22 protein-coding genes and 3 pseudogenes are annotated in these 23,421 nt (G+C 59.1%); 15 read left to right on the forward strand and 10 right to left on the reverse strand.

What is annotated here, in order from left to right; translation table 11 throughout:
• Positions 1-161 precede the first annotated feature (161 nt).
• The 10 genes from ACLF6L_RS14930 to ACLF6L_RS14975 all read left to right on the forward strand — a co-directional run bounded on the left by ACLF6L_RS14930 (position 162) and on the right by ACLF6L_RS14975 (position 9,468).
• Positions 162-1,124: a hypothetical protein gene (locus ACLF6L_RS14930; protein ID WP_412851998.1), complete on the forward strand. Its 963-nt coding sequence runs from the start codon at positions 162-164 to the stop codon at positions 1,122-1,124.
• 55 nt (positions 1,125-1,179) lie between these two features.
• Positions 1,180-1,767 (forward strand): hypothetical protein, encoded by a 588-nt coding sequence (locus ACLF6L_RS14935; RefSeq protein WP_412851999.1) that lies wholly within the window; start codon positions 1,180-1,182, stop codon positions 1,765-1,767.
• A 581-nt stretch (positions 1,768-2,348) separates the two neighbouring features.
• Positions 2,349-2,870 (forward strand): hypothetical protein, encoded by a 522-nt coding sequence (locus ACLF6L_RS14940; protein WP_412852000.1) that lies wholly within the window; start codon positions 2,349-2,351, stop codon positions 2,868-2,870.
• Positions 2,871-2,953: 83 nt separating this feature from the next.
• Positions 2,954-3,523 carry a C39 family peptidase gene (locus ACLF6L_RS14945; protein ID WP_412852001.1) on the forward strand — a complete coding sequence of 190 codons (570 nt, stop codon included), beginning with the start codon at positions 2,954-2,956 and terminating at the stop codon, positions 3,521-3,523.
• 5 nt (positions 3,524-3,528) lie between these two features.
• Positions 3,529-4,440 carry a ChaN family lipoprotein gene (locus ACLF6L_RS14950; protein ID WP_412852002.1) on the forward strand — a complete coding sequence of 304 codons (912 nt, stop codon included), beginning with the start codon at positions 3,529-3,531 and terminating at the stop codon, positions 4,438-4,440.
• A gap of 9 nt (positions 4,441-4,449) precedes the next feature.
• Positions 4,450-4,713 carry a DUF2782 domain-containing protein gene (locus tag ACLF6L_RS14955; RefSeq protein WP_412852003.1) on the forward strand — a complete coding sequence of 88 codons (264 nt, stop codon included), beginning with the start codon at positions 4,450-4,452 and terminating at the stop codon, positions 4,711-4,713.
• Positions 4,714-4,838: 125 nt separating this feature from the next.
• A complete protein-coding gene (locus tag ACLF6L_RS14960) occupies positions 4,839-6,095 on the forward strand; it encodes a D-amino acid dehydrogenase (RefSeq protein WP_412852004.1) in 1,257 nt (418 codons plus the stop codon).
• Positions 6,096-6,503: 408 nt separating this feature from the next.
• Positions 6,504-8,459: a methyltransferase domain-containing protein gene (locus ACLF6L_RS14965; RefSeq protein WP_412852005.1), complete on the forward strand. Its 1,956-nt coding sequence runs from the start codon at positions 6,504-6,506 to the stop codon at positions 8,457-8,459.
• The gene (locus tag ACLF6L_RS14970; protein ID WP_200176626.1) at positions 8,456-9,136 is read left to right on the forward strand and encodes an AzlC family ABC transporter permease; all 681 of its coding nucleotides are present in this window, start codon (positions 8,456-8,458) and stop codon (positions 9,134-9,136) included. Before ACLF6L_RS14965 ends, ACLF6L_RS14970 begins: the two co-directional genes overlap by 4 nt.
• Complete coding sequence (locus ACLF6L_RS14975; protein ID WP_200176627.1) at positions 9,133-9,468, forward strand: AzlD domain-containing protein; 336 nt, start codon at positions 9,133-9,135, stop codon at positions 9,466-9,468. Before ACLF6L_RS14970 ends, ACLF6L_RS14975 begins: the two co-directional genes overlap by 4 nt.
• A 58-nt stretch (positions 9,469-9,526) precedes the next feature.
• Here the strand turns inward: ACLF6L_RS14975 and ACLF6L_RS14980 are convergent, their stop codons facing one another.
• The 4 genes and pseudogenes from ACLF6L_RS14980 to ACLF6L_RS14995 all read right to left on the reverse strand — a co-directional run bounded on the left by ACLF6L_RS14980 (position 9,527) and on the right by ACLF6L_RS14995 (position 11,648).
• Positions 9,527-9,850, reverse strand: a complete 324-nt coding sequence (locus ACLF6L_RS14980; protein ID WP_412852006.1) for a type I restriction-modification enzyme R subunit C-terminal domain-containing protein — start codon at positions 9,848-9,850, stop codon at positions 9,527-9,529.
• Positions 9,810-10,462: pseudogene (locus ACLF6L_RS14985) on the reverse strand (type I restriction endonuclease); the annotation flags it as partial. The gene ACLF6L_RS14980 and the pseudogene ACLF6L_RS14985, both read right to left, overlap by 41 nt.
• Positions 10,459-11,445: a RhuM family protein gene (gene rhuM / locus ACLF6L_RS14990; RefSeq protein WP_412852007.1), complete on the reverse strand. Its 987-nt coding sequence runs from the start codon at positions 11,443-11,445 to the stop codon at positions 10,459-10,461. The gene rhuM and the pseudogene ACLF6L_RS14985, both read right to left, overlap by 4 nt.
• Entirely contained in the window at positions 11,442-11,648 is a 207-nt protein-coding gene (locus ACLF6L_RS14995; RefSeq protein WP_412852008.1) for a restriction endonuclease subunit S, read from the reverse strand. The genes rhuM and ACLF6L_RS14995 overlap by 4 nt, the downstream gene beginning before the upstream one ends.
• A gap of 35 nt (positions 11,649-11,683) precedes the next feature.
• On the opposite strand from ACLF6L_RS14995, the pseudogene ACLF6L_RS15000 reads away from it, so the two are divergent.
• Positions 11,684-12,743, forward strand: a pseudogene (locus tag ACLF6L_RS15000) (IS5 family transposase).
• Positions 12,744-12,855: 112 nt separating this feature from the next.
• On the opposite strand, the pseudogene ACLF6L_RS15005 reads toward ACLF6L_RS15000, so the two are convergent.
• From ACLF6L_RS15005 to ACLF6L_RS15015, 3 genes and pseudogenes are all read right to left on the reverse strand, one after another.
• Positions 12,856-13,002: pseudogene (locus tag ACLF6L_RS15005) on the reverse strand (HigA family addiction module antitoxin); the annotation flags it as partial.
• A gap of 10 nt (positions 13,003-13,012) precedes the next feature.
• Positions 13,013-13,150, reverse strand: a complete 138-nt coding sequence (locus tag ACLF6L_RS15010; protein ID WP_412852009.1) for a type II toxin-antitoxin system RelE/ParE family toxin — start codon at positions 13,148-13,150, stop codon at positions 13,013-13,015.
• 86 nt (positions 13,151-13,236) lie between these two features.
• Positions 13,237-13,575 carry a zinc ribbon domain-containing protein YjdM gene (locus tag ACLF6L_RS15015; protein WP_200176632.1) on the reverse strand — a complete coding sequence of 113 codons (339 nt, stop codon included), beginning with the start codon at positions 13,573-13,575 and terminating at the stop codon, positions 13,237-13,239.
• 611 nt (positions 13,576-14,186) lie between these two features.
• On the opposite strand from ACLF6L_RS15015, the gene fadI reads away from it, so the two are divergent.
• Genes fadI through ACLF6L_RS15030 form a run of 3 tightly spaced genes read left to right on the forward strand, consistent with a single transcriptional unit; the run spans position 14,187 to position 17,907 of the window.
• Positions 14,187-15,500 carry an acetyl-CoA C-acyltransferase FadI gene (gene fadI, locus ACLF6L_RS15020; RefSeq protein ID WP_412852010.1) on the forward strand — a complete coding sequence of 438 codons (1,314 nt, stop codon included), beginning with the start codon at positions 14,187-14,189 and terminating at the stop codon, positions 15,498-15,500.
• Positions 15,500-17,659, forward strand: coding sequence for a fatty acid oxidation complex subunit alpha FadJ (gene fadJ / locus ACLF6L_RS15025; protein ID WP_412852011.1), 2,160 nt, complete (start codon positions 15,500-15,502; stop codon positions 17,657-17,659). Before fadI ends, fadJ begins: the two co-directional genes overlap by 1 nt.
• The gene (locus ACLF6L_RS15030) at positions 17,656-17,907 is read left to right on the forward strand and encodes a hypothetical protein (RefSeq protein ID WP_238623209.1); all 252 of its coding nucleotides are present in this window, start codon (positions 17,656-17,658) and stop codon (positions 17,905-17,907) included. The genes fadJ and ACLF6L_RS15030 overlap by 4 nt, the downstream gene beginning before the upstream one ends.
• Positions 17,908-18,487: 580 nt before the next feature.
• Here ACLF6L_RS15030 and ACLF6L_RS15035 read toward each other — a convergent pair.
• Complete coding sequence (locus ACLF6L_RS15035) at positions 18,488-19,453, reverse strand: 5'-nucleotidase (RefSeq protein WP_412852012.1); 966 nt, start codon at positions 19,451-19,453, stop codon at positions 18,488-18,490.
• 709 nt (positions 19,454-20,162) lie between these two features.
• Between ACLF6L_RS15035 and ltrA the strand changes: the two genes are divergently transcribed.
• Positions 20,163-21,425: a group II intron reverse transcriptase/maturase gene (gene ltrA, locus ACLF6L_RS15040; RefSeq protein ID WP_412852013.1), complete on the forward strand. Its 1,263-nt coding sequence runs from the start codon at positions 20,163-20,165 to the stop codon at positions 21,423-21,425.
• A gap of 106 nt (positions 21,426-21,531) precedes the next feature.
• On the opposite strand, the gene ACLF6L_RS15045 is transcribed toward ltrA, so the two are convergent.
• Positions 21,532-22,251, reverse strand: a complete 720-nt coding sequence (locus tag ACLF6L_RS15045) for a hypothetical protein (protein ID WP_412852014.1) — start codon at positions 22,249-22,251, stop codon at positions 21,532-21,534.
• A gap of 558 nt (positions 22,252-22,809) precedes the next feature.
• Entirely contained in the window at positions 22,810-23,337 is a 528-nt protein-coding gene (locus ACLF6L_RS15050) for a thioesterase family protein (RefSeq protein WP_200171278.1), read from the reverse strand.
• Between the last annotated feature and the right edge of the window lie 84 nt (positions 23,338-23,421).

Genomic DNA, 23,421 nt, shown 5'->3' on the forward strand with positions numbered 1-23,421 from the left:
GTGGCGCTGCCACTGAGAGGCGTGGACCACCGGTTCGCGCAGTCATCTGTTGACAATGGAATCTGAATCATTATTATTTTCACTAGCGCTTTCTGGCATCCATAGATTTCCACGTCAAGCGCTAGCAAGGATGAACGTTAGTCACCGCGACAGGAGGTTGCATGGTGTTCTCCCATTCGTTATCCCGAACCGGTCACAAGCATGGTGGCTTCTACGCGGTGGGTCGCGATTGGGTGTTGCGGTTGACCGCGTGGGTTGCCGCCACCGTATCGGCAACCTTGGCAATGCCGCTACACGCGGAAGAGGTTTCCAACTCCGATACCCCCTTCAGGATTGAGGACTTCGCACCAAGCCAGGGCCGGCATGCATTGACTGCTGGCATTGGATACAGGAGTTCCGACAGCAGGAGCGTCAGCGTCTCCACGAATGCCTTCCCCATTGCGCACGGTTATGCGCTTGTACTCCCGGAAGTGAACGTTGATGATCGGCGCCGAGACGCCTTGTTTGTCAATTTCGACATGCGCTATGCCATCAGTCCCACGTCCAATTTAAATCTTGGTCTCAAAGCAGACGCAAGCCGCAGCTTGATACGCGAAAACGATACGACACGAACCGAGCGTGAAGCGGACTGGCGCGTCCTTAGCGCTGGTTTTGATCGCCGTATCACCCGGCCCATCGATCAGCCGTATGTGCTGGCCTTTGCAGAGGTGGCGCTGGCGGAACGAAGTAGCGGAAACACGTTATCGGGCAAGACGGCGACCCTCGGTGCTTCCGGTCATTGGGCATTCGACCCTGTCATTCTCACGTTGACTGGAACCTACAGCCACCTGGCATCCCGTAAAATTGATGGCAGACATCATGACCCCGGGGATGTACTGGGGATCGGCATGTCCGTGGGACTGGCGATGAATCCGGAGATCAGCGTCAGAGGAGGGCTTACCCAGAGCTTCCGTCTTGCGGGGGCGGTGAATGACTCGCACGACCATTGGCAAGGAAGCACGGCGCTTACCTTGGGTTATGTGCAGCGTTTCACGCCTTCGGTTGTGATGAATTTCAATGTTCAGGGTGGCGTGGCCGGGAATGACATGGCTCAAATCACTGCCAGTCTGACATGGCGGCGCTAGTAGTCGGTCGCTGTTAATTTCCATTGCCTATTTTCACCAAGGAAGGAGAAGCAGCATGAAAGCATTATACAAGTTTTCCCATCAGGCTGTCGGCGCCGCTGCGTTTTCAATGGTGTTGATTTCTGGTTTCTTTTCCCAGACTGCCAGTTCCACTCAGTCAGATTCAGTGTCCAACCACGGCATGTCCTCGCATGCCGATCCACCCCATCAGTTCCGCATATCCTGGGATCTGAAGCCAGAACCATTGAGCGAGGAGGCGCTGGATTACCTGTTCAGTCCGCAGGATCCTGATGAAAACCAATTGACGCCTTTGAATCTTTCATATCTGAATGATCAGGAAATGAGAGATGTGACAGGTAGATGGGGGCTGCCAGGTGCTGTTATTGGAGGGCTTTCTGGTGGCGCTTTTTATCTCGGGCAGGCAATGGGTTCGGGGGAGGGATCTTATGGTGGTCTAGCTACAGCAGTTGGTGGTGGCGCACTTACAGGTGCCCTGTTAGGCCCAGTCGGAAATTTTGGCACTAATCTCATACTCGGAACTCAGGTTGGGTTTTACTCTGGATTGGCAATTGGGTATACGCAAAGTGGATGCGCGAGCTGTCATTCCGCAAGAGTTATCACGCATGACTCAGATGATATGTAATAAGCAAAAACCATCATCTAGGTGACACCCATGATTTCATCATGTGAGTTCTTGGTGACTTTCTCGGTCGGAGTATTACTGATAATTGGACCTTATACATTGGCTCTTGTCTTCCGCGGCCTAAAGAGAGGGGATTGGCGCATAGTCGAGCTTTCATTCCCGGCGTTTATGTTGCTGATTTTTATTTCTGTCTCTGTTAATTCTACGTTCGGGCTTGGAGGCTATGTGACAAGTCAGGTTTGCGATCAATGAGGGGATGTTCGCGGGTTTTAAGCGCGCCGCATCATTTTTTATGGCGAGACCGGAATCATTATAATGCTATTTATGTAGATCCGGCTTGCCTTACCTTTGACCAATGAAAGCCAATACATGTCAGCGCTTACATCTCCATTATGCTCCTTACTAGCATTACCGGCATACCGGGCATTATTTATGATGACAGCAATCCTCTCATACTCTCTGGCGAATATTTATTGTCGACAGAAGGAAATGAATACCCGCCGTTAGGCAACGGCAGTTTGCGTGACCAAAAGGGATAAGCACGCTGCCAAAACCGTGAGGCAACCGAAATGAATATAATTATGATCGCCGTCGATCTGGCCCGCCTCAAGGGCCGGCCGATGACCGACTACACTTTCCCTTTCTGGCAGGCTGCGATTCTGCTGACGGTGATTGGCTTGGTCCTAGGTCTCGACCCCTCACTGGGGGTGCCGCTGCCGTTCGCCTTCCTGATAGGCATTGTGGTCTACTGGGTATGGTTCTGGGTGTGTCTTCGTATCATGCGCTGGTGGTTGGTTCGTGGGAATCGGTGGGATGGGCAGGGCTGGCTGGATAAGGTCATCATTGCCTCTTGGGGCATTGATATGCTGTTGCCCTTGCTGGCCTTTGCGGGAGTGCCCGGGCTTCTACTATTGCCCCTATGGCTTTACACCCTCTGGGTGATGGCTAATGCCATTTCCGACGCAACCGACGTCACCTTGGGATACAGCATTGCGGGAATACTGATCGCCACGGTGGTATTCGTGGTGGGATTGGCACTGCTGACCATGGCGGTGGCGATTGGCCTGGTATTTACCGGCATTCTCCCGGGGGGTGCTGCGTGACGAGCGCCATACGTGAACTCTTCCTGCTAGGTTGTTGCGGGGCTCTATTGATCAGTCCCATGGGAGGTGTCTCGGCGACGGATGTGGCAATCGCCGATCGTTTCCTCGATAGGATGCCTGTGCGCTCCTGGAAGGAGATGAGAGATGAAGGTTTGATCAAGCAGCGCTTCGATTATTCCTGCGGTGCCGCATCGCTTGCCACCCTGCTCGGCTATTACGGAGTGGAGACAAGCGAACTGGAGATCATTGATCGTATTGGAGCCAAGGCCGAGTTCTCCTTTGCGGATCTGGCGCGTGTTGCAGAGGAATATGGTTTCAGGTCGATCGGAATAGCGATGGATTACGGCACGCTCAGGCAACTCCGTCGACCGGTCATCGTCTATTTGAACCAATGGGAAGAGGGACATTTTTCCGTGCTCAAGGGAATCGATGCGCATGGCGTCCTGCTTGCGGACTCATCCTGGGGAAATACCCGTCTTCGACGCAGTCGATTCGAACATTTCTGGATGTCGCAAAATGACGCCGTATCGCAGGGCAAGCTGCTGGCCCTGGTGCCGTCAACAGAATCCAGAGCAGAGAATCCTTTGCTCACTCTGGGTGAGGATGCGTTACTGCTATCACCCCATCAGCTGATGCCAGTATCGTTTCAATGAACTGCATGATCCACCGTCTCGCGAATCCTATCATTCTTATCCTGATCTGGCTTCTTTGCGCACACCCTTTGTCGGGAGCGGAAATAGATTATTTCGACACGGTTACAGGTGCCCGGATAAGCGAGTCCGAACTCATGAATCGACTGCGTGATGCCGACACGGTACTCATTGGTGAACTGCATGGCAATGTGCAACACCATCGTGTTCAGGCCCGCATCATACAAATGCTTGTCGATGCGGGCGCCGAACCCGATCTTTACTTCGAGATGCTGAGTGAAAGACAGGAGAAACGCTATGAAATCTATCGAAATATGGTGAAACAACCAGTCGCATTCCTGACGCTGGAGGATCACGACCGGGCTCGCGAGGAGGCGCTGGAATGGAGCGCGCGAGGCTGGCACCGATGGGATGCCTATGCCCCTCTTTTTGAAATGGCGGATCGCGCTGAACTTGCGGTCCTGCATGCGGATCTTCCCGACCCATTGATGCGCAATGTCAGTCTTTATGGCTCCATGGCAATTCCCCGTTCCCTGCGTGACCAGTTGTTCCCCCTGGGAAGGGTGGGCGAACTGGAGTCCATCTCGCAATGCCTCTTGCCATTGATGAGGAATTCGCATCAGTTGGATGAAGGCTCGTCAGCCATCGGTGGTCTGGTGATCGCACAATTGGCGCGTGATGCATACATGGCTCTGCGCCTGTCCCAGGGTCGAGGGCAGCGGGTGCTGGTGGCCGGGAGGGAGCATGTTCGCACGGACGTCGGCGTGCCGCGACACTTGAAGGGGCTCGATCCGAAACTGCGTATACTGACCATCGCGCCAATGGAGGCAAACACCAAAATACCTGAACACGACTGTGCCGACGACGCCATGCAAGTACCCTATGACATCCTCTGGGAGTCATTTCATTCCCCACCCTAACCCTCAGTGGTGGATGCCATCTTCAACTTCTGCGAATTCGGCGACCTGGAACCGACCTCCGAAGAAAAAAAGAGGCTGATCGAACCCGCAGTGACCATCATCGAGCGGGAAGGTAAGCGGATCGAGGAATACCGGTTTCACGGGGAGTTGTACATGATCCGGATGACGCCAGCCTGCTTCAGTCCATGCCTGACCAGGGCGGTGTCATTCATCCTGAAACCCTCGAGCGCAGCCGTCTTCCGGCCGCGCCCTTTTTTCATCCGCCGACCCTGATCTGCTGAAAGTCCGTGACTGGCTCCCCGCCTCATCAACTTTTCCATCAAACAGAAAACTTTCCCGCACCGAATCATTCTTACCTGAAAAGACCCATCCCCTTCCCGGCGTATGAGGCTCCACCCATGAAAGTTCTGGTATTGGGCAGTGGCGTGATCGGTGTCACCAGCGCCTGGTATCTGGCCAGGGCGGGACACGAAGTGACGGTGATCGACCGGCTGGAGGAACCTGCCATGGAAACCAGTCACGCCAATGCGGGCATGCTGTCGTTCGACCACTCCACCCCCTGGGCCGCACCGGGCGTCCCCTTCAAGGCCATCCGATGGCTGACGCAGGACCTCGCCCCCCTCTACATCAACCCAAAGGCCATCGACATTCGGGCATTGGGCTTTCTGGTCAGGATGCTGGGGCAGTGCACCAGCTCGGCCTTCACGGTGAACAAGGAACGCATGCTGCGGGTGGCCCGTTACAGCGCCGAATGCTTCAAGGTACTGCGGGAAGAACTGCCGCTGCACTACGATGGCCGTCAGAAGGGCACCCTGGAACTGTTCCGCACGGAAAAGGATCTGGCGGAGGCCGGCGACAATGTGGCCATCCTGGAACGCTGGCATATTCCCCATGCGGTGCTGGACGTGGACGCCTGCATCCGCCATGAACCGGCCCTGGCCCACGTGCGGGAAAAGATCGCCGGAGGCGTGCTGCTGCCGGGAGATGAGACCGGTGACTGCCGCAAGTTCAGCCTGGCCCTGGCAAAGGCCTGTGAAACCCTGGGCGTGACCTTCCTGATGAACACCTCGGTCGAGGCCATCGACACCGGCAACGGGAAAATCACCGGCGTCAGGACTTCCACCGGCACCCTGACCGCCGACCGCTACGTAGTGGCGCTGGGCTGTGAATCACCCAGGGTACTGGGCGGGATCGGCATCCATCTGCCCATCTATCCCCTCAAGGGCTACTCCCTCACCATGCCGATCCTGGACGAGGATCGGGCACCCCAGTCCACGGTGATGGACCAGAAGTACAAGGTGGCCGTCACCCGCTTCGACCACCGCATCCGGGTGGGAGGGATCGCGGAGATCGCCGGCGACAACAAGGACCTGCCGCAACAGCGCCGGGCGGCCATCGAATTCGTGGTTCGGGACCTGTTCCCCGGCGGCGGCGCGGTGGAGGTGGCGGAGTTCTGGACCGGACTGCGCCCCATGACCCCGGACAACGTGCCCATCCTGGGCGGGACCCGCTACGACAACCTGTTCCTGAACACCGGCCACGGCACCCTGGGCTGGACCATGTCCCTGGGCTCGGCAAGATTCGTGGCCGATCTGGTCAGCGGACGTTCCCCGGACATCGACCCCGCCGGCCTGGGGGTGGATCGTTACCGCTGAACGGCATCGGCCTCGGCCACCCAGGCATTACCACGTGCCGCCAGCTCTCCCAGGTCCACATGTGAACGCGCCAGTTCGGATCAATCACATCCATTGATCGTTGCAAACCCTTCCTCTGGCGCCACACGGCGTCAATCCGCTGCCTGGAAGGCAAACGGCTCGGCCGCCACGAACAGCCCCGACACCTCACCGGAAAGTACCCGTTCCATATCCACACCCAGGTCCAGTTTGATGACGCTAAAAATCAAACCAAGGCAGCAGCGCCCCCGCGGACCCGATCTTACGGAGCCAGGCTTGCGGGTTCGGCGTCATCCCCAATTCGGTCCAGTGAGGCCTTTCCAACACCAACGATATCCATTATTCTGGATTTTCTTCTTTAAAAGAAAACCCATTGGAGGCACTTGAGCCGTGCTGGAGACAGACAGCAAACGGGTATGGAGCATAGGGCAGAACGTTGCGACCATCCGACGCCGCCGGGGTTTGACGCTGGATGGGCTTGCGGAACTCAGCTCGGTCAGCCGCGCATCGATCTCCGCACTTGAAAACGGGGCCGACAACCCACGTGTGCAGACGCTATGGAACCTCGCGGACGCACTTGGCGTGAATTTCGGCACCCTGATCGGCGACAGCAAGGATGAGTGCGTTGTGGACGACGACGGCGCCAGCGTGCAGCTCATTGACCGGCGGACGAGCCCGAAGATCGTCGAGGCTTACCTTTTGGAATTGCCAGCCGGAGTATCCCGAAACGCCCGCCCCCATGTTTCCGGGGTCCACGAACATGTGGTCGTTCTTGCCGGAGAGCTGCTGACGGGACCGGCGGAAGGCCCCAGCCTGCTGAAAGCTGGGCAATCCGCCTCATTCGCGGCCGATGTACCACACATCTATTCGGCCGAACGCGCGAGCGCACGCGCCATCGTAACGGTGGTCTATCCCCTCCAGGAGGATGGGGCACGGCCCGATTTGGAGCTGAACTGGCCTCGGAGCAAGGTTGATTGGGAGGAAGTTGTATCGCTGATGGCCCGCGCCACGATCGAGGTGCAGAACGGGGTGGGCATAAACACCAAGAGGTTCCAGCTCCCGGCGCAACTCAGCCCCGCGAAAGCCGTGAGTGAGCTTCGCAGAAGAATCGCGACCGTCCCGCATAGCCCCGCCGTGCGTCGCTTCGTCCTCACTGGCAGCGCCCCCGGAATCCTCTCACTCTACCGGGCACCGCAAATGGCGCGCCTTCCTACAGCGACTGAGTCCCTGAAGGGAAACCTGGCGGACCGATGCCTGAAGCTTGCAGACCTCGCTACTGCGCGTTTCGGATCGTGCGATCTGGACCGCATCCAGCGCTCTGTCAGCGAGACGTCATCCCTGATGGAGTCGGCCTTGGCTGCGGAGGCTCTGACGAGACACGGCAGGCCAACAGTGCCGCTGGGCGTGGGCACGATAGAACATAGCCGGGAGCCAGATGACGCCACCGCAAGGCGCCTGTTTGAAGCCAGGATCGATGTTGACGCCTACGAGGCCTACGAACTTGTCCATCCCGCCTATGCCCGCCAGACGCTTGCGCTGGCAGGCTACCTACCCGTGACGGAGGGACTCCGGATCCTCGATGTCGGAACAGGGCCCGGCCTGCCCTTGGCGATGCTTCGCGAACTGCGCCCGGACCTGCAGGCGCTCGCGGTCGATCCCAGCGAAGTAGCGGTTCAGCATCTGACACGACGGTTCGCCAAGGATCCCGCAGTTGAGATCCAGCAAACCTCAATCACGGAACTGGATCCCCCAAATCAGGGGTTCGAGGTCGTCGTATCGGTCGGTGCGTCCCACCATCTGGACACGTCCACCTTCCTTGCCGCAATACGGGATCAAGTCCGGAATGGCGGTCGTGTTCTAGTCGCCGACGAGATGATCTCAGCGTTTTCTGACTGCGAGGGACGCCAGGCCGCCCTCATTCGCCATCACCTTTGGTACATCCTGGATACGTTGGTGGAGCTGCCGAAAGGATCACATAAGGGCGACATCCAGCTCGCGAAGCGCTTGGCCGAAGTGCTTCCCGAGGCGTTGGGAATGGCATATTCCCAACGGAGCGATGCGGCCAGGCACACGATTCGCGATCTCTTCGAGGAGGTCACGGAAATCGAACGGCCGATGCAGCCCTCACACCCCTTGGCGGTATTCTCTCGATTCCACCTTCTGGAACTCCAGGCGCTCATCGCAGGGTTCGACTACGAGGTCGAGCAGAAGACATCTCCGGCACGGTTCAAGGCGCTCGCCCGGACGAACGGGTTCGAGATCATGGAGCATCACAGGATCTATGCAACCGATGGAGACGGCCAGGAGGATGCCGGGACACATCTTCTGGTCATGGAGGCTGTATGACAGCCGATCTCGGTGTGCGCGCAGGAGTGCAAGCCGCCCTGCCCATTGCAGCCGCCTACTTGCCGGTGGCCTTCGCGCTGGGAGCGGCGTCCTCACAACTGGGCTTTTCGGTTTTCGGAAGTGCGTTGTGGTCCGCGATCATGTTTTCGGGGGCCAATCAGGCACTCCTGCTGAGCGGGCTTGCCTCAGGGGTTCCGCTGGTCATTCTGGCGTTATTGGCGATTGCTGCCAGCCTCAGACACATCCTTTACGGAGCGGTTCTCGCGGGGCGTCTCAATGCTTCGCCCGCAGGCCGGGCAACCTACGGTTACGGCCTCACGGACGAGGTATTCGCAACCACCCTGACCGCATACGAAGCGCGTGGCCACGCCTTGCCCTCCAGGTGGCTCGTAGGACTGGCCATTTCGGCGCTGGGGACATGGATCATCGGCACCGCACTGGGGAATGCGGTCGGCGACGTTCTCCAGTCCCACGCCCCAGGCATCAGTGGGGCGCTCGACTTCGCCCTTCCCGCACTTTTCGTAGGGCTGGTCTGGTCCACTGCGAGGCGGTCGATACTTGGGCGGATGCTGCTCGCCGGAGTCCTCTCGGCGCTCATGGTTTTGCTCGGTCGCCCTGAACTCGCGATCCTGGCTGGCGCCCTGCCTGCCCTTATCCCGGATCGGAGAACCGAATGACCGCCCTCTGGACTACCATCACCATCATCGGTATGGCGACCTACGCCACTCGTGTTTTGCCCTTGTTCTGGATTCGACCCAGTGGCCGGGAAGGACCACGATCATCCTGGCTGGACCGCCTGGGCCCGTGTTTGCTGGCGGCAATGGCCGCTGCGGTCATCCTGCCCACGTTCGAGCAGTCCGAAAGTTCGTTGGAGTTGATGGCCGTGACGGGAGGGGTGATCGCTGCGGGTGCGTCCATGTCGATACGGCGAGATCCAGGCTTGGCCACGCTCGTCGGTATGGTCGCGTTCTACCTCATCAATGCCCATCCAGAATTCATCCTGCACTAAAGCGGCAGTGTTCAACGATGGCAAGGACAAAAGTGACGACGACCAACCCAACACCGCCTTACCCGAAAAGAAGCAAACGATGGTGGCCATGGAAGATGCGCGCCTTGTGGGCATCCACTCGCTCGGCCCGGCTCACCGGCGCCATGTTGAAGGCGATGTAGGCCAGCACATCGTAGAGATCGCTGTGCTCGGCCTCGATCAGCTTGCCCACATCGGCCAACTCCTGCCTGCCGTAGCCCTTCTCCTCCAGCCCCTCCAGCAGCTTTTTCCGGGTATCCGGGCGACCCCACAGGCGGCGTAGTTCGTCTTCGTCCTTGAACAGCTCGGGCAGATCCCTGAACAGGCGTGCCCGAGGCGCGTGCCGCCAGACTCCAGCGGGCATGAAACAGCTTCCAGGCAATCTGGAAGGCGATGGCGGTCTTGCCGGTGCCGGTGGCCAGGTCAGAAGAATGCGATCCCGACCCGCCGCAACGGCCTCCAGCGCCTGGTTGATGGCGTTGTGCTGATAATAGCGCGCCTGCCAGAACCCACCCTTGTCCTCGAAGGGCACCGCGCCGAAGCGTTCCCGCCAGCTGTCTTGAACACCGGCACCCGTGCCAAAGGTCTCCACCCACAGCCCATCGGGAGAGGGCCAGGCATCCACCGGCCCCTCCGTGCCCGTGCCCATGTCCACCCGGTAGATGCCGTCGCCATTGGTGGCGTAGGCGAATCGGGTCTGCAAGCGCTCGGCATAGCGCTTGGCCTGGGCCAGTCCCTCGGTCACCGGCAAGCTGCGTTTCTTGGCCTCGATCACCGCAAGCTTCTGGCCGCGATAGATCAGCACATAGTCGGCGATGTCCTGCCTGGCCCGTTTGCCGCCGCCCTGCAGCCGACCGAGGGTGATCACCTCACGCCGCACCCGGCTGGCCTCCATCACACCCCACCCTGCCTCCTTCAGGGCCGGGTCGATGAGTTCAGCGCGGGTTTCGGCTTCGTTGAGGCCGGCTTCCTTCACTCTCGGGCTCCAGCCAGCATGTTCATGATCAGACGGATCATGGTCTCCTTGTGGGCGGCATCCGACTCGGCCACCAGCAGGGTCAGTGCCGCGAGGCCCACGTCGTTGATCACCGGCTCACCTGCCGCATTCAGCAGACGGCCATTACGGTGGAGGAAGTCCACGAACAAGAAGGCCGCGCTGCGCTTGTTGCCATCGGAAAACGGGTGGTTCTTGACCACGAAATACAGCAGATGCGCGGCCTTGGACTCCACGCTGGGGTAAGCGGGCTCGCCAAACACGCTCTGATCCAGATTGCCCAGCAGCGAGGCCAGACCGTCACCCCGATCCCGGGCGAACAGATCGGTCGCCTCGCCGCGCGCCATGAGCTCGGATTTCAGACTGTCCAGCGCGGCCCGCGCCTGTTCCAGTGTGGGCAGGCTTCCACCCGGCTGGGCACGTGGCTCGGTCAGCAGCCCCTCGTCGTAGCGCTGCAGCAGCAGAAAGGTCTGGGCGTAGCGGCTGACGATATCCACCAGACCACGACCGCTGCCCGCGTCCAGCGCCGGGCTTTGCGCGGCCTTGCGCACCAGCGCCAGGGCCGCCTCCAGTTCCCGGGCATTTTCCTCAAAGCGCTGGCGGTTCAGGGTCCAACCCTGGGTGAGGTGTTCGCGGAGGACGCGGGTGGCCCACTGGCGGAAGCGGGTACCCTGATGAGACTTGACGCGGTAACCCACTGAAATGATCACATCCAGGTTGTAAAACTCCACTGGCTTGTCTGAGTTTGCACTATGCATTTTTTGCATAGTGGTCTCCCGATCCAACTCACCCTCCCGGTAAGCATTACCAACATGGCGCGAGATCACCGACTGATCCCGCCCAAACAGCACGACCATCTGCGCCTGGCTAAGCCAGACGGTCTCGCGGTCGGTATCTAGTCGTACCTCGACGGCCTTGCCAACGCCCTCGAAGATGATGATGGGGGCCTGAGTTTCAGTGGTCATGCAACTTCCTCCTTGTTGCGGATTACATCGGATACTTCCTTACCCGCGGTGAGTTCGCCGGAGAAGGCTTTTTGCAGGAAAGATTGTTTGAGTTCACTCAGGGCCTCGAGCTTTCGCTGGTAGATAAACTCGAGGCTATTTGATTCCTCTGATAGCCTATCGATACTCGAGGGAACCTCGAAAAATACGTCCTGCTCGGTCATGATACAGATAGGCTCCCACCGTGACGCCGCCGCCAATGATCCCCGGACTGTTTGACCTGGACGAACGCTACGCCCTGTTGGAAAAGCTGGGCGACCCGCTGCCAAAGCTGAATCGGGTGGTGGACTGGGAGATGTTTCGTCCGTTGCTGGCTCAGGTGTATGACAAGCCCCGCAAGAGCAAGGCCGGGCGCAAGCCTTATGACGTGGTGCTGGTGTTCAAGGTGCTGGTGATTCAGCGCCTGTACAACCTGTCGGACGATCAGGTGGAGTACCAGATCCGTGATCGCTACTCGTTTTGCCGTTTCCTGGGCCTCAAGCCGGAGGGACAGGTACCGGATGCCAAGACGGTCTGGGTGTTTCGGGAGCGGCTCAAGGAACTGGAATTGGTGGATGAGCTGTTTTGTGCCCTGATACGGCAGATCGAGGCTGCGGGCTTTGTGGCCCGGCAAGGGCAGATCGTGGACGCGAGCATGGTGCAGGCGCCCCGCCAGCGTAACAGCCGCCAGGAGAATGAGGCGATCAAGGAGGGCAAGATGCCCGAAGGCTGGGAGGACAAGCCGCACCAGTTGCGGCAGAAAGACCGTGACGCTCGCTGGACCAAGAAGCACAACAAGACCTTTTACGGCTACAAGAACCACATCAGCATTGACCGCAAACACAAGCTGATCCGGCACTTCGAGGTGAGCGATGCCAGCGGCCACGATAGCCAGATGCTGGATTTTCTGCTGGATGACACCAATACCAGTGCCGATCTCTGGGGGGATGCCGCCTACCGGTCGAAAGATCGGGAACAGGCGCTGGCTGCTCAGGGCTACCGCAGCCACATTCACACCAAAGGACAGGTCAATCGACCGCTCAACGAGCGGCAAAAGGTCGCCAACCGGCGCCGATCCAAAATACGCGCTCGGGTCGAGCATGTCTTTGCCAGCCAGGCGACCATGGGAGGGCAACTGGTGAGAACCATCGGCCTGGCCCGCGCCCGGGGTCAAGATTGCCTTGAACAACATGCTGTACAACCTGAACGGGCGACCGCATGAGGGATCATGCATATCCTTGGGATGGGGCGCAAATCGCCCGGAAAGATCCATCATTTGAGATCTTGAGGCCTCCATTTTCCTGTCTGCAGATGTGATCATGGGCTGTGAACTTCTGTTTCCATACCAGAGAAGCAGGGCTTTTCAGGAAATGTGATTTTTAGAGCCCCCCTAATGCCCGCTCTGCCGTTCAACACAGCACTCAGGGTTTTTTGACTGACCCTCAATGCTTCTGCAGCGGCCGTTACAGAGAGGCCCATTGGCTCCAGGCAAAGCTCACGCAACACTTCACCAGGATGGGGGGGGTTGTGCATCAACATCGGCGACACCTCAGTGGTAATCTTCATAGTTCACGATCCCGGCATCTCCATCCTCGAACCGGAAGGTCACGCGCCAGTGGCCACTGGCCTTTACTGACCATATTCCGGCGCGATTAACCGAAAGCTCGTGCAGTCGAAGGCCTGGCACAACTCAAGAGTGCCTGTCCCTTACTTTTTCGTGGACGTTCCGACGCTGGGGGATGGCAGTGCTCACCGGCACGGCCATGTCCTTCTTTATGCCTTTTTAACGAACTCAGATTTGAGCTTCATTGGACCGATGCCATCGATTTTGCAATCAATATTATGATCACCATCTACCAACCTGATGTTTTTGACCTTGACTCCAACTTTCACCACGAGGGACGTTCCCTTAACTTTTAGATCTTTAATCACAGTAATTGTGTCACCATCACTCAGCAAGTTTCCATTTGAATCCTTTACTACTATACCAGCGTATTGCTCCTCACCTTCTCCTGCCTTCCACTCATGGCCACATTCAGGGCAAACTAAAGCGCCTCTATCTTCATATGTAAAGCTGGATTTACAACCTGGACAATTAGGTAAATTACTCATCAGTCAACTCTCAAATGTCGTATCGGAAAACACTTGCCATCGATGTGCGTACGTTGATGTGCGTACGTTTAGGTTTAGCTGAGCCTACAAGGGCCTGACTCCGTGACTTGAACTACCACACCTTCTTGCCCGAACTGACGGAGTAACGCTACCAACCAATATTGCTGGTTAGAAGGAGTAGCTTTAAGTTCCCAAGGCCCTCACCGACAAGATGGCCGGTGAGCCCCAGCCCGTAGCTGGCTCATTCATCGATGAGAACCTGCGCAGCACCCGCGGTGACCGGCTATGCTGCGCCTCATCGAGCGCAAATTCGGCGCCCGGGCCAGGATTGTACTGCCAACAGCATGTCCAGCAGGCCACTGAAGCTCGATTATCCCAGTGGATCGACAAACATCCTCACCGCTGAAAACATCGAATGTTGGGGTGAGGCCAGACATCGACCCCACCGGCCTGGAGGTGGACCGCTACCGCCGGGCAGGGCACCACACGTCCGGCTTGCCTATTCATTCAAACGACTGTTAGAGTTCCCCTTGATGATTATCAAACCATGATGCCGCCGGGATCGCTCCAGGGTGTCCACGGCAGGCCGACGTCACACCAAGGGAACTCGCATGAAAAAGACACCCAACCCCGCACCCACCCGACCCGGCCAGCGCGTGGCGGTGGTGGCCGGGCTGCGCACGCCGTTTGCGCGGCAGCTCACCGCCTTCCGGAACCTGTCCGCCATTGATCTGGGCATTCTGGTCACCAACGAACTGATGGCCCGCACGGACCTGGACCCGGCGCTGGTGGAACGGGTGGTCTACGGTCAGGTGGGGATCCTCCCCCAGGCCCCCAATATCGCCCGCGAAGTGGTGCTGGGCGCTGGCCTGCCGGCAGGAACCGATGCCTACAGCGTCTCCCGCGCCTGCGCCACCAGCCTGCAGAGCACCGTGGACGTGGCCGCCGCCATCGCCCGCAACGAGATCCAGGTGGGACTGGCCGGCGGCGCCGATTCCACCTCGGTGCTGCCGCTTCAGCTCAGCGCCCCCCTGGCCCGCGCCTTCATGCGGGCCAGCAAGGCCCGCTCCCTGCTGGACAAGCTGCGCTGCTTCAAGGACATCCGCCCCGGGCATCTGCTGCCCAACCCACCGGCGGTGGCGGACTATTCCACCGGCCTGCGCATGGGCGATATCGCCGAACAGATGGCCCGCAATCACGACATCGGACGGGTGGAGCAGGATGCCCTGGCGGTGGCTTCCCACCACAAGGCCCACCAGGCCTGGGAGGCGGGACACCTGCAAGCCGAGGTGATGACCGGCATCGTGCCCCCCTTCCGGGAAGTGATCACCCGGGACAACACCCTGCGACCCGATACCAGCCTGGAACACATGGCACGCCTGCCGCCAGTGTTCGACCGTCGCCACGGCACGGTCACCGCCGCCAATTCCAGCCCGCTCACCGATGGCGCCGTCAGTCTGCTGCTGATGACCGAATCCCGGGCGCGGGCACTGGGTTTCGACCCCCTGGGCTTCATTCGCGGCTGGGCCTTCACCGCCATCGACCCCTTCAACGACGGACTGATGGGTCCGTCCCATGCCACCCCCCTGGCCCTGGACCGGGCCGGCATCCGGCTGCAAGACCTGGCACTGGTGGAGATGCACGAGGCCTTCGCCGCCCAGGTACTCGCCAATCTCAAACAATGGCGGTGCCCGCGCTTTGCCCGGGAGGTCCTGGGACGGGACACCCCCATCGGCGAGGTGGACCCGGATCGCTTCAACGTACTGGGCGGCTCCATCGCCTACGGCCATCCCTTCGCCGCCACGGGGGGACGCATGATCATCCAGACACTGCGCGAACTGCGCCGCCGGGGCGGCGGACTGGCGCTGACCACCGCCTGCGCCGCGGGCGGCCTGGGCGCGGCCCTGATCCTGGAGGTGGACTGATGAATGCCTTTCACATGCAGAAGGATGACCGGAACGTGGCCGTCATCACCGTGGACCTGCCCGATGAGCGCATGAACGTACTCCGGGCGGAGATGGTGGACGAATGCGGCGCCCTGCTGGATACCCTGGCACGGGACAACACCCTGCGGGGCGTCATCATCACCAGCGGCAAGCCGGACAACTTCATCGCCGGGGCCGACATCCGCATGCTGTCCGCCTGCGACAGCGCCGAGGACGCCGCCGCCCTGGCCCGCGCCGGACAGGCCCTGTTCGACCGACTGGAGGGCTTCCCGGTGCCGGTGGTGGCCGCCATCCATGGCCCCTGCCTCGGTGGCGGACTGGAACTGGCCATGGCCTGTCACGGCCGGGTGGCCACGGATCATGACACCACCCGCCTGGGCCTGCCGGAAGTACAGCTGGGCCTGCTGCCGGGAAGCGGCGGCACCCAGCGGCTGCCGCCGCTGGTGGGCCTGCCCCAGGCCCTGGACATGATGCTCACCGGACGCCAACTGCGCCCGCGCCAGGCCCTGCGGCAGGGACTGGTGGATGAACTGGTGCCCCCGCCCCTGCTGATGCAGGCGGCCCGTGCCCGGGTGCAGGCCCTGACGGACGGGAAACAGACCCGCCGCCGCAGGGCCTGGCACCAGCGCCTGCTGGAAAACAACACACTGGGGCGACACCTGGTCTACCGGCAGGTCGGCAAGCGGGTACACGCCCGCACCCAGGGCAACTACCCGGCCCCGGAACGCATCATCGACGCCGTGCGCACCGGCCTGGAATCCGGTCGGCGGGCGGGGCTCGCCGCCGAGGCCGGGCATTTCGGGACCCTGGCCATGACGCCCCAGGCGGAGGCGCTGATGTCCCTGTATCTGGCCGGCAATGCGCTGAAAAAGGACCCGGTCACCTCGCCGCCGGCCACCCCTCGTCCGGTGCGGACCGTGGGCGTGCTGGGCGCGGGCCTGATGGGGGCCGGGATCGCCCATGTCACCAGCACCCAGGCCGGCAGGAACGTGCGGCTCAAGGACGTGAGCGCCGAACGGCTCAACGAGGCCATGGGCCATGTCCATCGCCAAATCCGGACCCGGCAGCGGCGCCAGGGGCTAAGCGACTTCGAGGCGGGACGCCGGCTGAACCGCATCACCCCCACCCTGGACTACAGCGGCTTTGGTCGTCTGGACATGGTGATCGAGGCGGTGTTCGAGGATCTGGCACTCAAGCACCGCATGCTGGCGGATGTGGAGGCCCATTGCCCGGAGACAGTGATCTTTGCCACCAACACCTCGTCCATCCCCGTCGCGCAGATCGCCGCGCCGGCCCGGCGGCCGGAACGGGTCATCGGCATGCACTATTTCTCGCCGGTGGAACGTATGCCCCTGCTGGAAGTGATCGTCACCGACCGCACCGATCCGGAAGTGATCGCCACCACCGTGGCCCTGGGCCGGGACCAGGGCAAGACGGTGATCGTGGTTCAGGACGGGGCCGGGTTCTACGTCAATCGCATCCTCGCCCCCTACCTGAACGAGGCCTGCCATCTGCTCATGGAGGGCGTGCCCATCGACCACATCGACACCACCCTGGTGCGGTTCGGCTTCCCCATGGGGCCCTTCGCCCTGCTGGATCAGGTGGGGCTGGACGTGGGCGGCAAGGTGGGACCCATCCTGCACGAAGCCTTCGGTGAACGCATGCGCCCCTCACCGGTGGGCGAGCGCCTGCTGGCCCAGGGGCGGCGGGGCCGCAAGTCCGGCAAGGGATTCTACCGCCATGATCGCCGTGGGCGCGGCGCCCCCAAGGTGGATGCAGCGGTCTACACCGAACTGGGGGTCCAGCCCGGGCAACGCCTTCCGGCCCAGGAAATCATCGACCGCACCGTGCTGCCCATGATCAACGAGGCGGTCCGTTGCCACCAGGAAGGCATCATCCGTCACCGGCGGGACGGAGACATCGGAGCCGTCTTCGGCATCGGATTCCCCCCCTTCCTGGGCGGACCGTTCCATGAACTGGCCCGGCGGGGACCGAAAGCGGTGGCAGAGCGCCTGAACGAACTGCAGACCCGTCACGGGGACCGCTTCGAGCCGGCACCCGGGCTGGAGAAGGTGCTGGAGGGGGATGGCGGTGCTTCACCGGCACGGCCATGCCCTTCAGTGGGATCGGTCCGGTGAAACCGCTGCTGCCGTTTGAAGGCGCATTCGCCGAACGAGAACAACCCGGCATCCCGTTTGCCTTCGAGGATTATCTGGCCCTGGTGGACTACACCGGTCGGGCCATCGACCCGAGAAAGAAAGGCGTCATCGCCAATACCCTACCCCCGATCCTGCAGCGGCTGGGACTCACCCCGGATCAGTGGCTAGCACAAAGTACGCAGTTCGAGGCCCTGTACCGACAACAGCGACGACGATCAGTGGCCTGATAGCCCTCCCCCCTGTCTCAATGGTTTCCTCTCTGCGGTCATGTGCCGAGGATTATCCTTGGACGCTGCTCATCTGCCGGGGTAGATATCGACGGAAATCAGGACACGGTCGTGGCTCAGGAGCCGGAAACTGGAGGGAACCCGGAACAGGGGCACTCGATGTAATGGGTAATCAACCGAAAAATCCACCAAAAAACTCAAGATGACTCAAGAATGCCTGTCCCTAGATGATGCTCTTCTCCTGTCCCTTACTTCTTATCCCAAGAGTGCCCTGACTCAAGAGTGCCTGTCCCTAACTCCACCGCACGGCGTAAACGTAGCTCTCCTGCGTACGCTTCGAAAAACCACGCTGACACACGGCGCCCAGCATCTGGTGACGAAGGGGTGTCATGACGATTCTCCTCTCGAATCTCGGGCCAAGGAAGTGGCCCTGAAAGGAGTTTCGATGAATAATCTCTCTGCGGAGGCGAAGACAGGAAAAGCTGCCGCGAATGCGGATTAGTTCAACGCCTCTCAGCACGCGCGGTTACGGAATGGAGGCACAGCCACAATGAAGTAACTGTCGCCGTGACTGGCCTTGTTAAACGTTTTCATCTGACTTGTGCAGCGGTGAGCTGCTTTTGTATGGAACTCTACCCGACGGAATATGTTTTGCAGCCGGTTCCAGATGAAGGTCCTGATCATCAAAAAAGATGTGCGCCTTGAATGCCTTTAATATCTTTGACTTATCCAATCCACCGAGAAAAAATATTTCATCAACATACACTCCCCAATGCCTGAGTGTCTTTATAACTCTCATTTCGGCAGGACTATTGCGTGCGGTAACAATGGCAATTCGGACTGGAGAAAATTCCACCCTATGGGGCAATCTGTCCTGCAAACGAGAAAGCTTTCTAAGCAAAGTTGCATATGGACCGTCATTTAGTGGATTATCTTGCTCTTTATCTTCTACGGTATGAAACCCTTCAAGCCCTTTAGTCTTATATACAATCTCGCTTTCGTCACTGAATAGAACTGCGTCTCCATCGAATGCAATCCGCACTTGGCCGTCGGGTATTTTTTCGATGCTTTCGGGCGGTTCTTTTACCAATGCAACTGCGCATGTATCGCTATCAATAACTCGTTGCGCATCTCTGGCGTTTGTTGTGAGAAAAAGATCTACGTCATATGCGTCTAGGTAATCAACAACCGATTCACCTCCAGTGAATGCAGAGCGAGATATATTAAGCTCATATTCGCGAATATTATGAAACACACGAACACCTGTTTCGGGGCTATTTCGTGACATTACCACCACTTCAACCAGAGGGCTTTGTCCTCCCGGTTGGAACTGGTTTAGCGAAAGGAGGGCCTTGACCAAGTAGAGCCCAGTCCCTGGTTTCAACGGCTCAGACTCCCGTTCTGCCATATACTTACGATATTCCTCAATCGCAGCCTCTCGGTCTAAATCAAACTTCTCACGAAATACGCGATCAGACTCGCTCATATCGAATAATGCTGTAGCCGTAATTCCAACCACTAATGTATCTGACAGATCTAAAGGCATGATGATCCCTTACGTGTAACGTTGAAAATCAGCGGCGTCGTAGGCGTCCGTCTGGATTGCCTTGTGTACGCCCGACATGGGCATGAACTGATGGGGTGAAAGTCCCCTGTAGGAGTACCTGTGATGTCCACTCTGTGGACGACTGTAACTACTAGCCGACGGCAAGGGCAAACCCGTGAGGGAATGTCTGAAGGAAGCCCGAGCGCAAAAGTGTGAGCCGACGGACAGAAATCGCATATAAGGCTCAGTCCCCGGGCGAGTCAGCACAAGGTGACAAAGCCCATCAGGTGCAGGGGATAGGGTAAATGCGGCGGTTGTGCACTGAAAGTTCATGTTCTTATTCGGGGAGATCTGTTCCGCATGCGGCCCGTGCCGCCATGGGAGTCGAACTGAGGCCCAGTCCGAAAGGACTGGATACGCCATCGAACCCTACCGTGGCTGTGGTCGCCATGGGAGCCGGACTGAGGGCCAGCCCGAAAGGGCTGGGCATCCCACCGGACCCTACCGCGACCCGGGCAGCGCGTCCAACGGCAACGTTCGACGTGACGGAGCAGAGGTCAGCCGAGGCCATAGTAATCGCACGCCCGTGGACGGGCCTCGCGGTGAAGGGCCGAACATGAGAAGACAAGGCGGAGCCGTGGATTGCTCGCACGCGTCGTCGAACCCGTCCGGGGGAGACGCGTCGCGGCGTGATGCCACGCAGCCAGCCTTGCACGACGACCTGATGGAGCGGGTGCTGGCAAGCGAGAACATGCGACGGGCATGGAAGCGGGTGAAAGCCAACAGGGGCGCCCCCGGTGTCGATGGGATGCACATCGAGGACTTCCCTGAGTTCGCACGTTCGAACCTGCCGGTCATCCGCCAAGCCTTGCGTGATGGCACGTACCGGCCACAACCGGTGCGACGAGTGACCCTTCCCAAACCCGATGGGGGCGAGCGACTGCTTGGCATCCCGACGGTGACGGATCGGGTCATTCAACAGGCCATGGCGCAAGCTCTGGGGCCGATCTTCGATCCAGGATTCTCGGATTCGAGTTTCGGCTTCCGACCCGGACGCTCCGCCCATGGAGCACTGAGACGGATACAAACCCATATCACTGATGGCTACCGCATCGCCGTCGACCTTGACCTGGCGAAGTTCTTCGACACGGTCCAGCACGACATCCTGATGGCCCGAGTGGGCCGCAAGGTGCGCGATAAACGGCTGCTGGCGTTGATCGGCGAGTATCTGCGGGCGGGTGTGCGGGTCGGGGATACTCTTGAGGCAACGGTGATCGGGACACCCCAGGGTGGTCCCCTGTCGCCCTTGCTGGCCAATATCCTTCTGGATGACCTGGACAAGGAACTGGAAGCGCGAGGGCATCGGTTCGTCCGGTATGCGGACGACCTGCTGATCCTCGTGCGGAGCCACCGCGCCGGGGAACGAGTCATGGCGAGCGTGTCTCGCTTCCTGACCGGCACCCTCAAGCTGGTGGTCAATCCGCACAAGAGCCGCGTGGTCAGGACCAACGACTGCCAATTCCTGGGATTCACCTTCCGGGGAACCAAGCTGCGATGGTCCGAGCGCGCCTATCAGGACTTCCGTCACCGGCTGCGAAAGCTCACCGGCCGGAGCTGGGGCGTGTCCATGGATCACCGGCTCAAGACGCTGACGGAATATGTCCGTGGTTGGATGGGCTACTTCGGCATCTCGGACTACTATCGGCCCATTCCCGAGCTGGACCACTGGCTGCGACGACGTATCCGCATGTGCTACTGGAAACAGTGGCGCGGGGTGCGAAACCGTATCCGCCACCTGCTGGCCCTGGGAACGCCAAAACGCGCCGCCATCTGGACAGGCATGAGCTCCAAAAGCTACTGGCACCTGTCCCGATCCCTCGGCACCCAGACCGGGATGACCAATGACTGGCTGCAATGCCAAGGCTTGATCAGCATCCGCGATCAATGGATGAAAGCGCATGGTTATGCCTGAAATCGTCGTGTGCTCCCTTCTTATGAACCGCCTAGTGCGGACCCGCATGCTAGGTGGTGTGGGGAGGGCGGGCTAAACACCCGCCCTTACCCGATTAGGAGCTTTTCTACGAATAGTATTTTGACAAAACCTGCTGAGCAAGAATGCGTTTTTGACCAGATTGATCATCTGAACCATTCTTGACCCATGCCTTGAAATAGCCGTTTCCTGGTGACGGATGCGTGGCATAAACCCAAAGTGCGCCACCCGCAGAAAACGAAACATGGTTGATAGCTTTGAAATCTTTATGCAAGCGTTGAATCAGTGCTTTTGTCTTCTTGATGTATGTTTCGCTAGTGCCGAGAAGAATGACAAGTCTAGTGCTGCTCGGCAAACTACCAAGATACTTTGAAGAGCAGTTTTCAATGACCTTTAATGTGGATTGGTTTGTAAATGAGGAAGGAATGACATCTCCGCTAGTTTTGCAGGTGCCGCCTTTCATTTTGCAAAAGCTGCAACGAACCAGCGACGCAACACCAAAGGATTTTTCTTTGGCCGTCATCAAATAATCAATGTTTCTATCAGACGGCATGAGTTTTAGAGTTTCTAGGACTTCTTGCAGGCGATGACGGGCTTTTGCAAAAGCCACTTTATCGAAATCGCCTTCTGCCGCAGTTTTATTCTGGTTTGCCCCTTTGGAAAAACCGAGAACAAGAATTTGCGGAGAGTTGCTACCGTAATAGCCAGGATTATTGTGTAAACGCCAATCTCCAAGAGCCATAACCGCTTCTTCTCCTGCATAGCAGTCTCTGCAAGAGATCGGCCCGTGGGAATATCCGTTTGTCATCTTCTTATTACTCCTAACAGCTTTAATGGATAGAATCTGCATTTCTCAGGAAAGACAGATTCCGCATAGCACACCCCAGTAACCCGGTTCACCTCCAACCAACAACACACCCATCTTCCGTCCCGCCCCCACAACCCTCTGATTCAAAAAACCATCCAGCCCGAAAAGGTACGCCCAACTCAGCCCCTCCAATGATTGAAGGCACCCACGCAGTCGGTGCTATACGGATTCTGTATAAGTTGACATGCACGGAATGAAATACAACGTTCGCCAAGCGATACCGACGCATTCCATTCAACCCTGGAGATGAAACACAGCACCCGCTCGGCAAACACTGAAACGTCGCACTGATGGCGACAGGCCAGCGGCTTCGCGTCCGCGATGAGGGATGTGATCGGGGATTGATCGAGGTGAGATGCCGCGGCCCTACCCCATTCGGGCCGCACGGGTTCCCTGTACTCCATGACCTTTTCCAATGCATGGTCCTGGAGTCGAGATTAGCCGATTTTGTGACGCACTTCCTGTTTCAGGTCAGGTTTATTCTGCAATTAGCACCGTTCAATCCACGCCGGACAGGTGGCTCTCCATGGCCAGCCAGTCTTCGATGGCGGTGGGCCGGGGCGGTGTTTCCGGGGTGAAGCCCAGGGATTTGGCAAAGACCCGTTCCGGGGCCACGTGGCCGCCCTTGCAGCGGATCAGTCCCTTCACCAGACCGATGGCCACGGTGCGCCCCTGCCGCACGAAGCGTTGTTCCATGTAGAACCACTTGTCGTCCCAGTAGAGCACCCGGGTGCGCAGTTCGAAGCGCTCGAAGGGCATGAGGGAGCGGCGCCAGCGCATCATGGACGAGGCAATGACCGGCATCCATTTTTCCTGCACCACCAGCCTGCCCATGCCGCTGCGGAACATCAGGTCCACCCGCCCCAGGTCCATCAGCAGCAGAAACCGGGCGTTGTTCATGTGGCGGTTCAGATCCAGGTCGTTGGGCAGTACCCGCATCCGCAGCACCGACTCGTCCAGGGGACCCAGACGGGGCCGGAAACGCATGGTGATCATCAGCAGAAGCAGCCGGAAGTACAGGTTCATCCGTTCGGACTCCTGGGGGTGGGCAATGCCCCGAGTGTTTCAAACGCTTGAAAGAAAATCAAGGCCTGCATAAGCTCATAAGCG

Origin of the sequence: Ectothiorhodospira shaposhnikovii (assembly GCF_047222355.1) — a bacterium.
GTDB lineage: Bacteria > Pseudomonadota > Gammaproteobacteria > Ectothiorhodospirales > Ectothiorhodospiraceae > Ectothiorhodospira.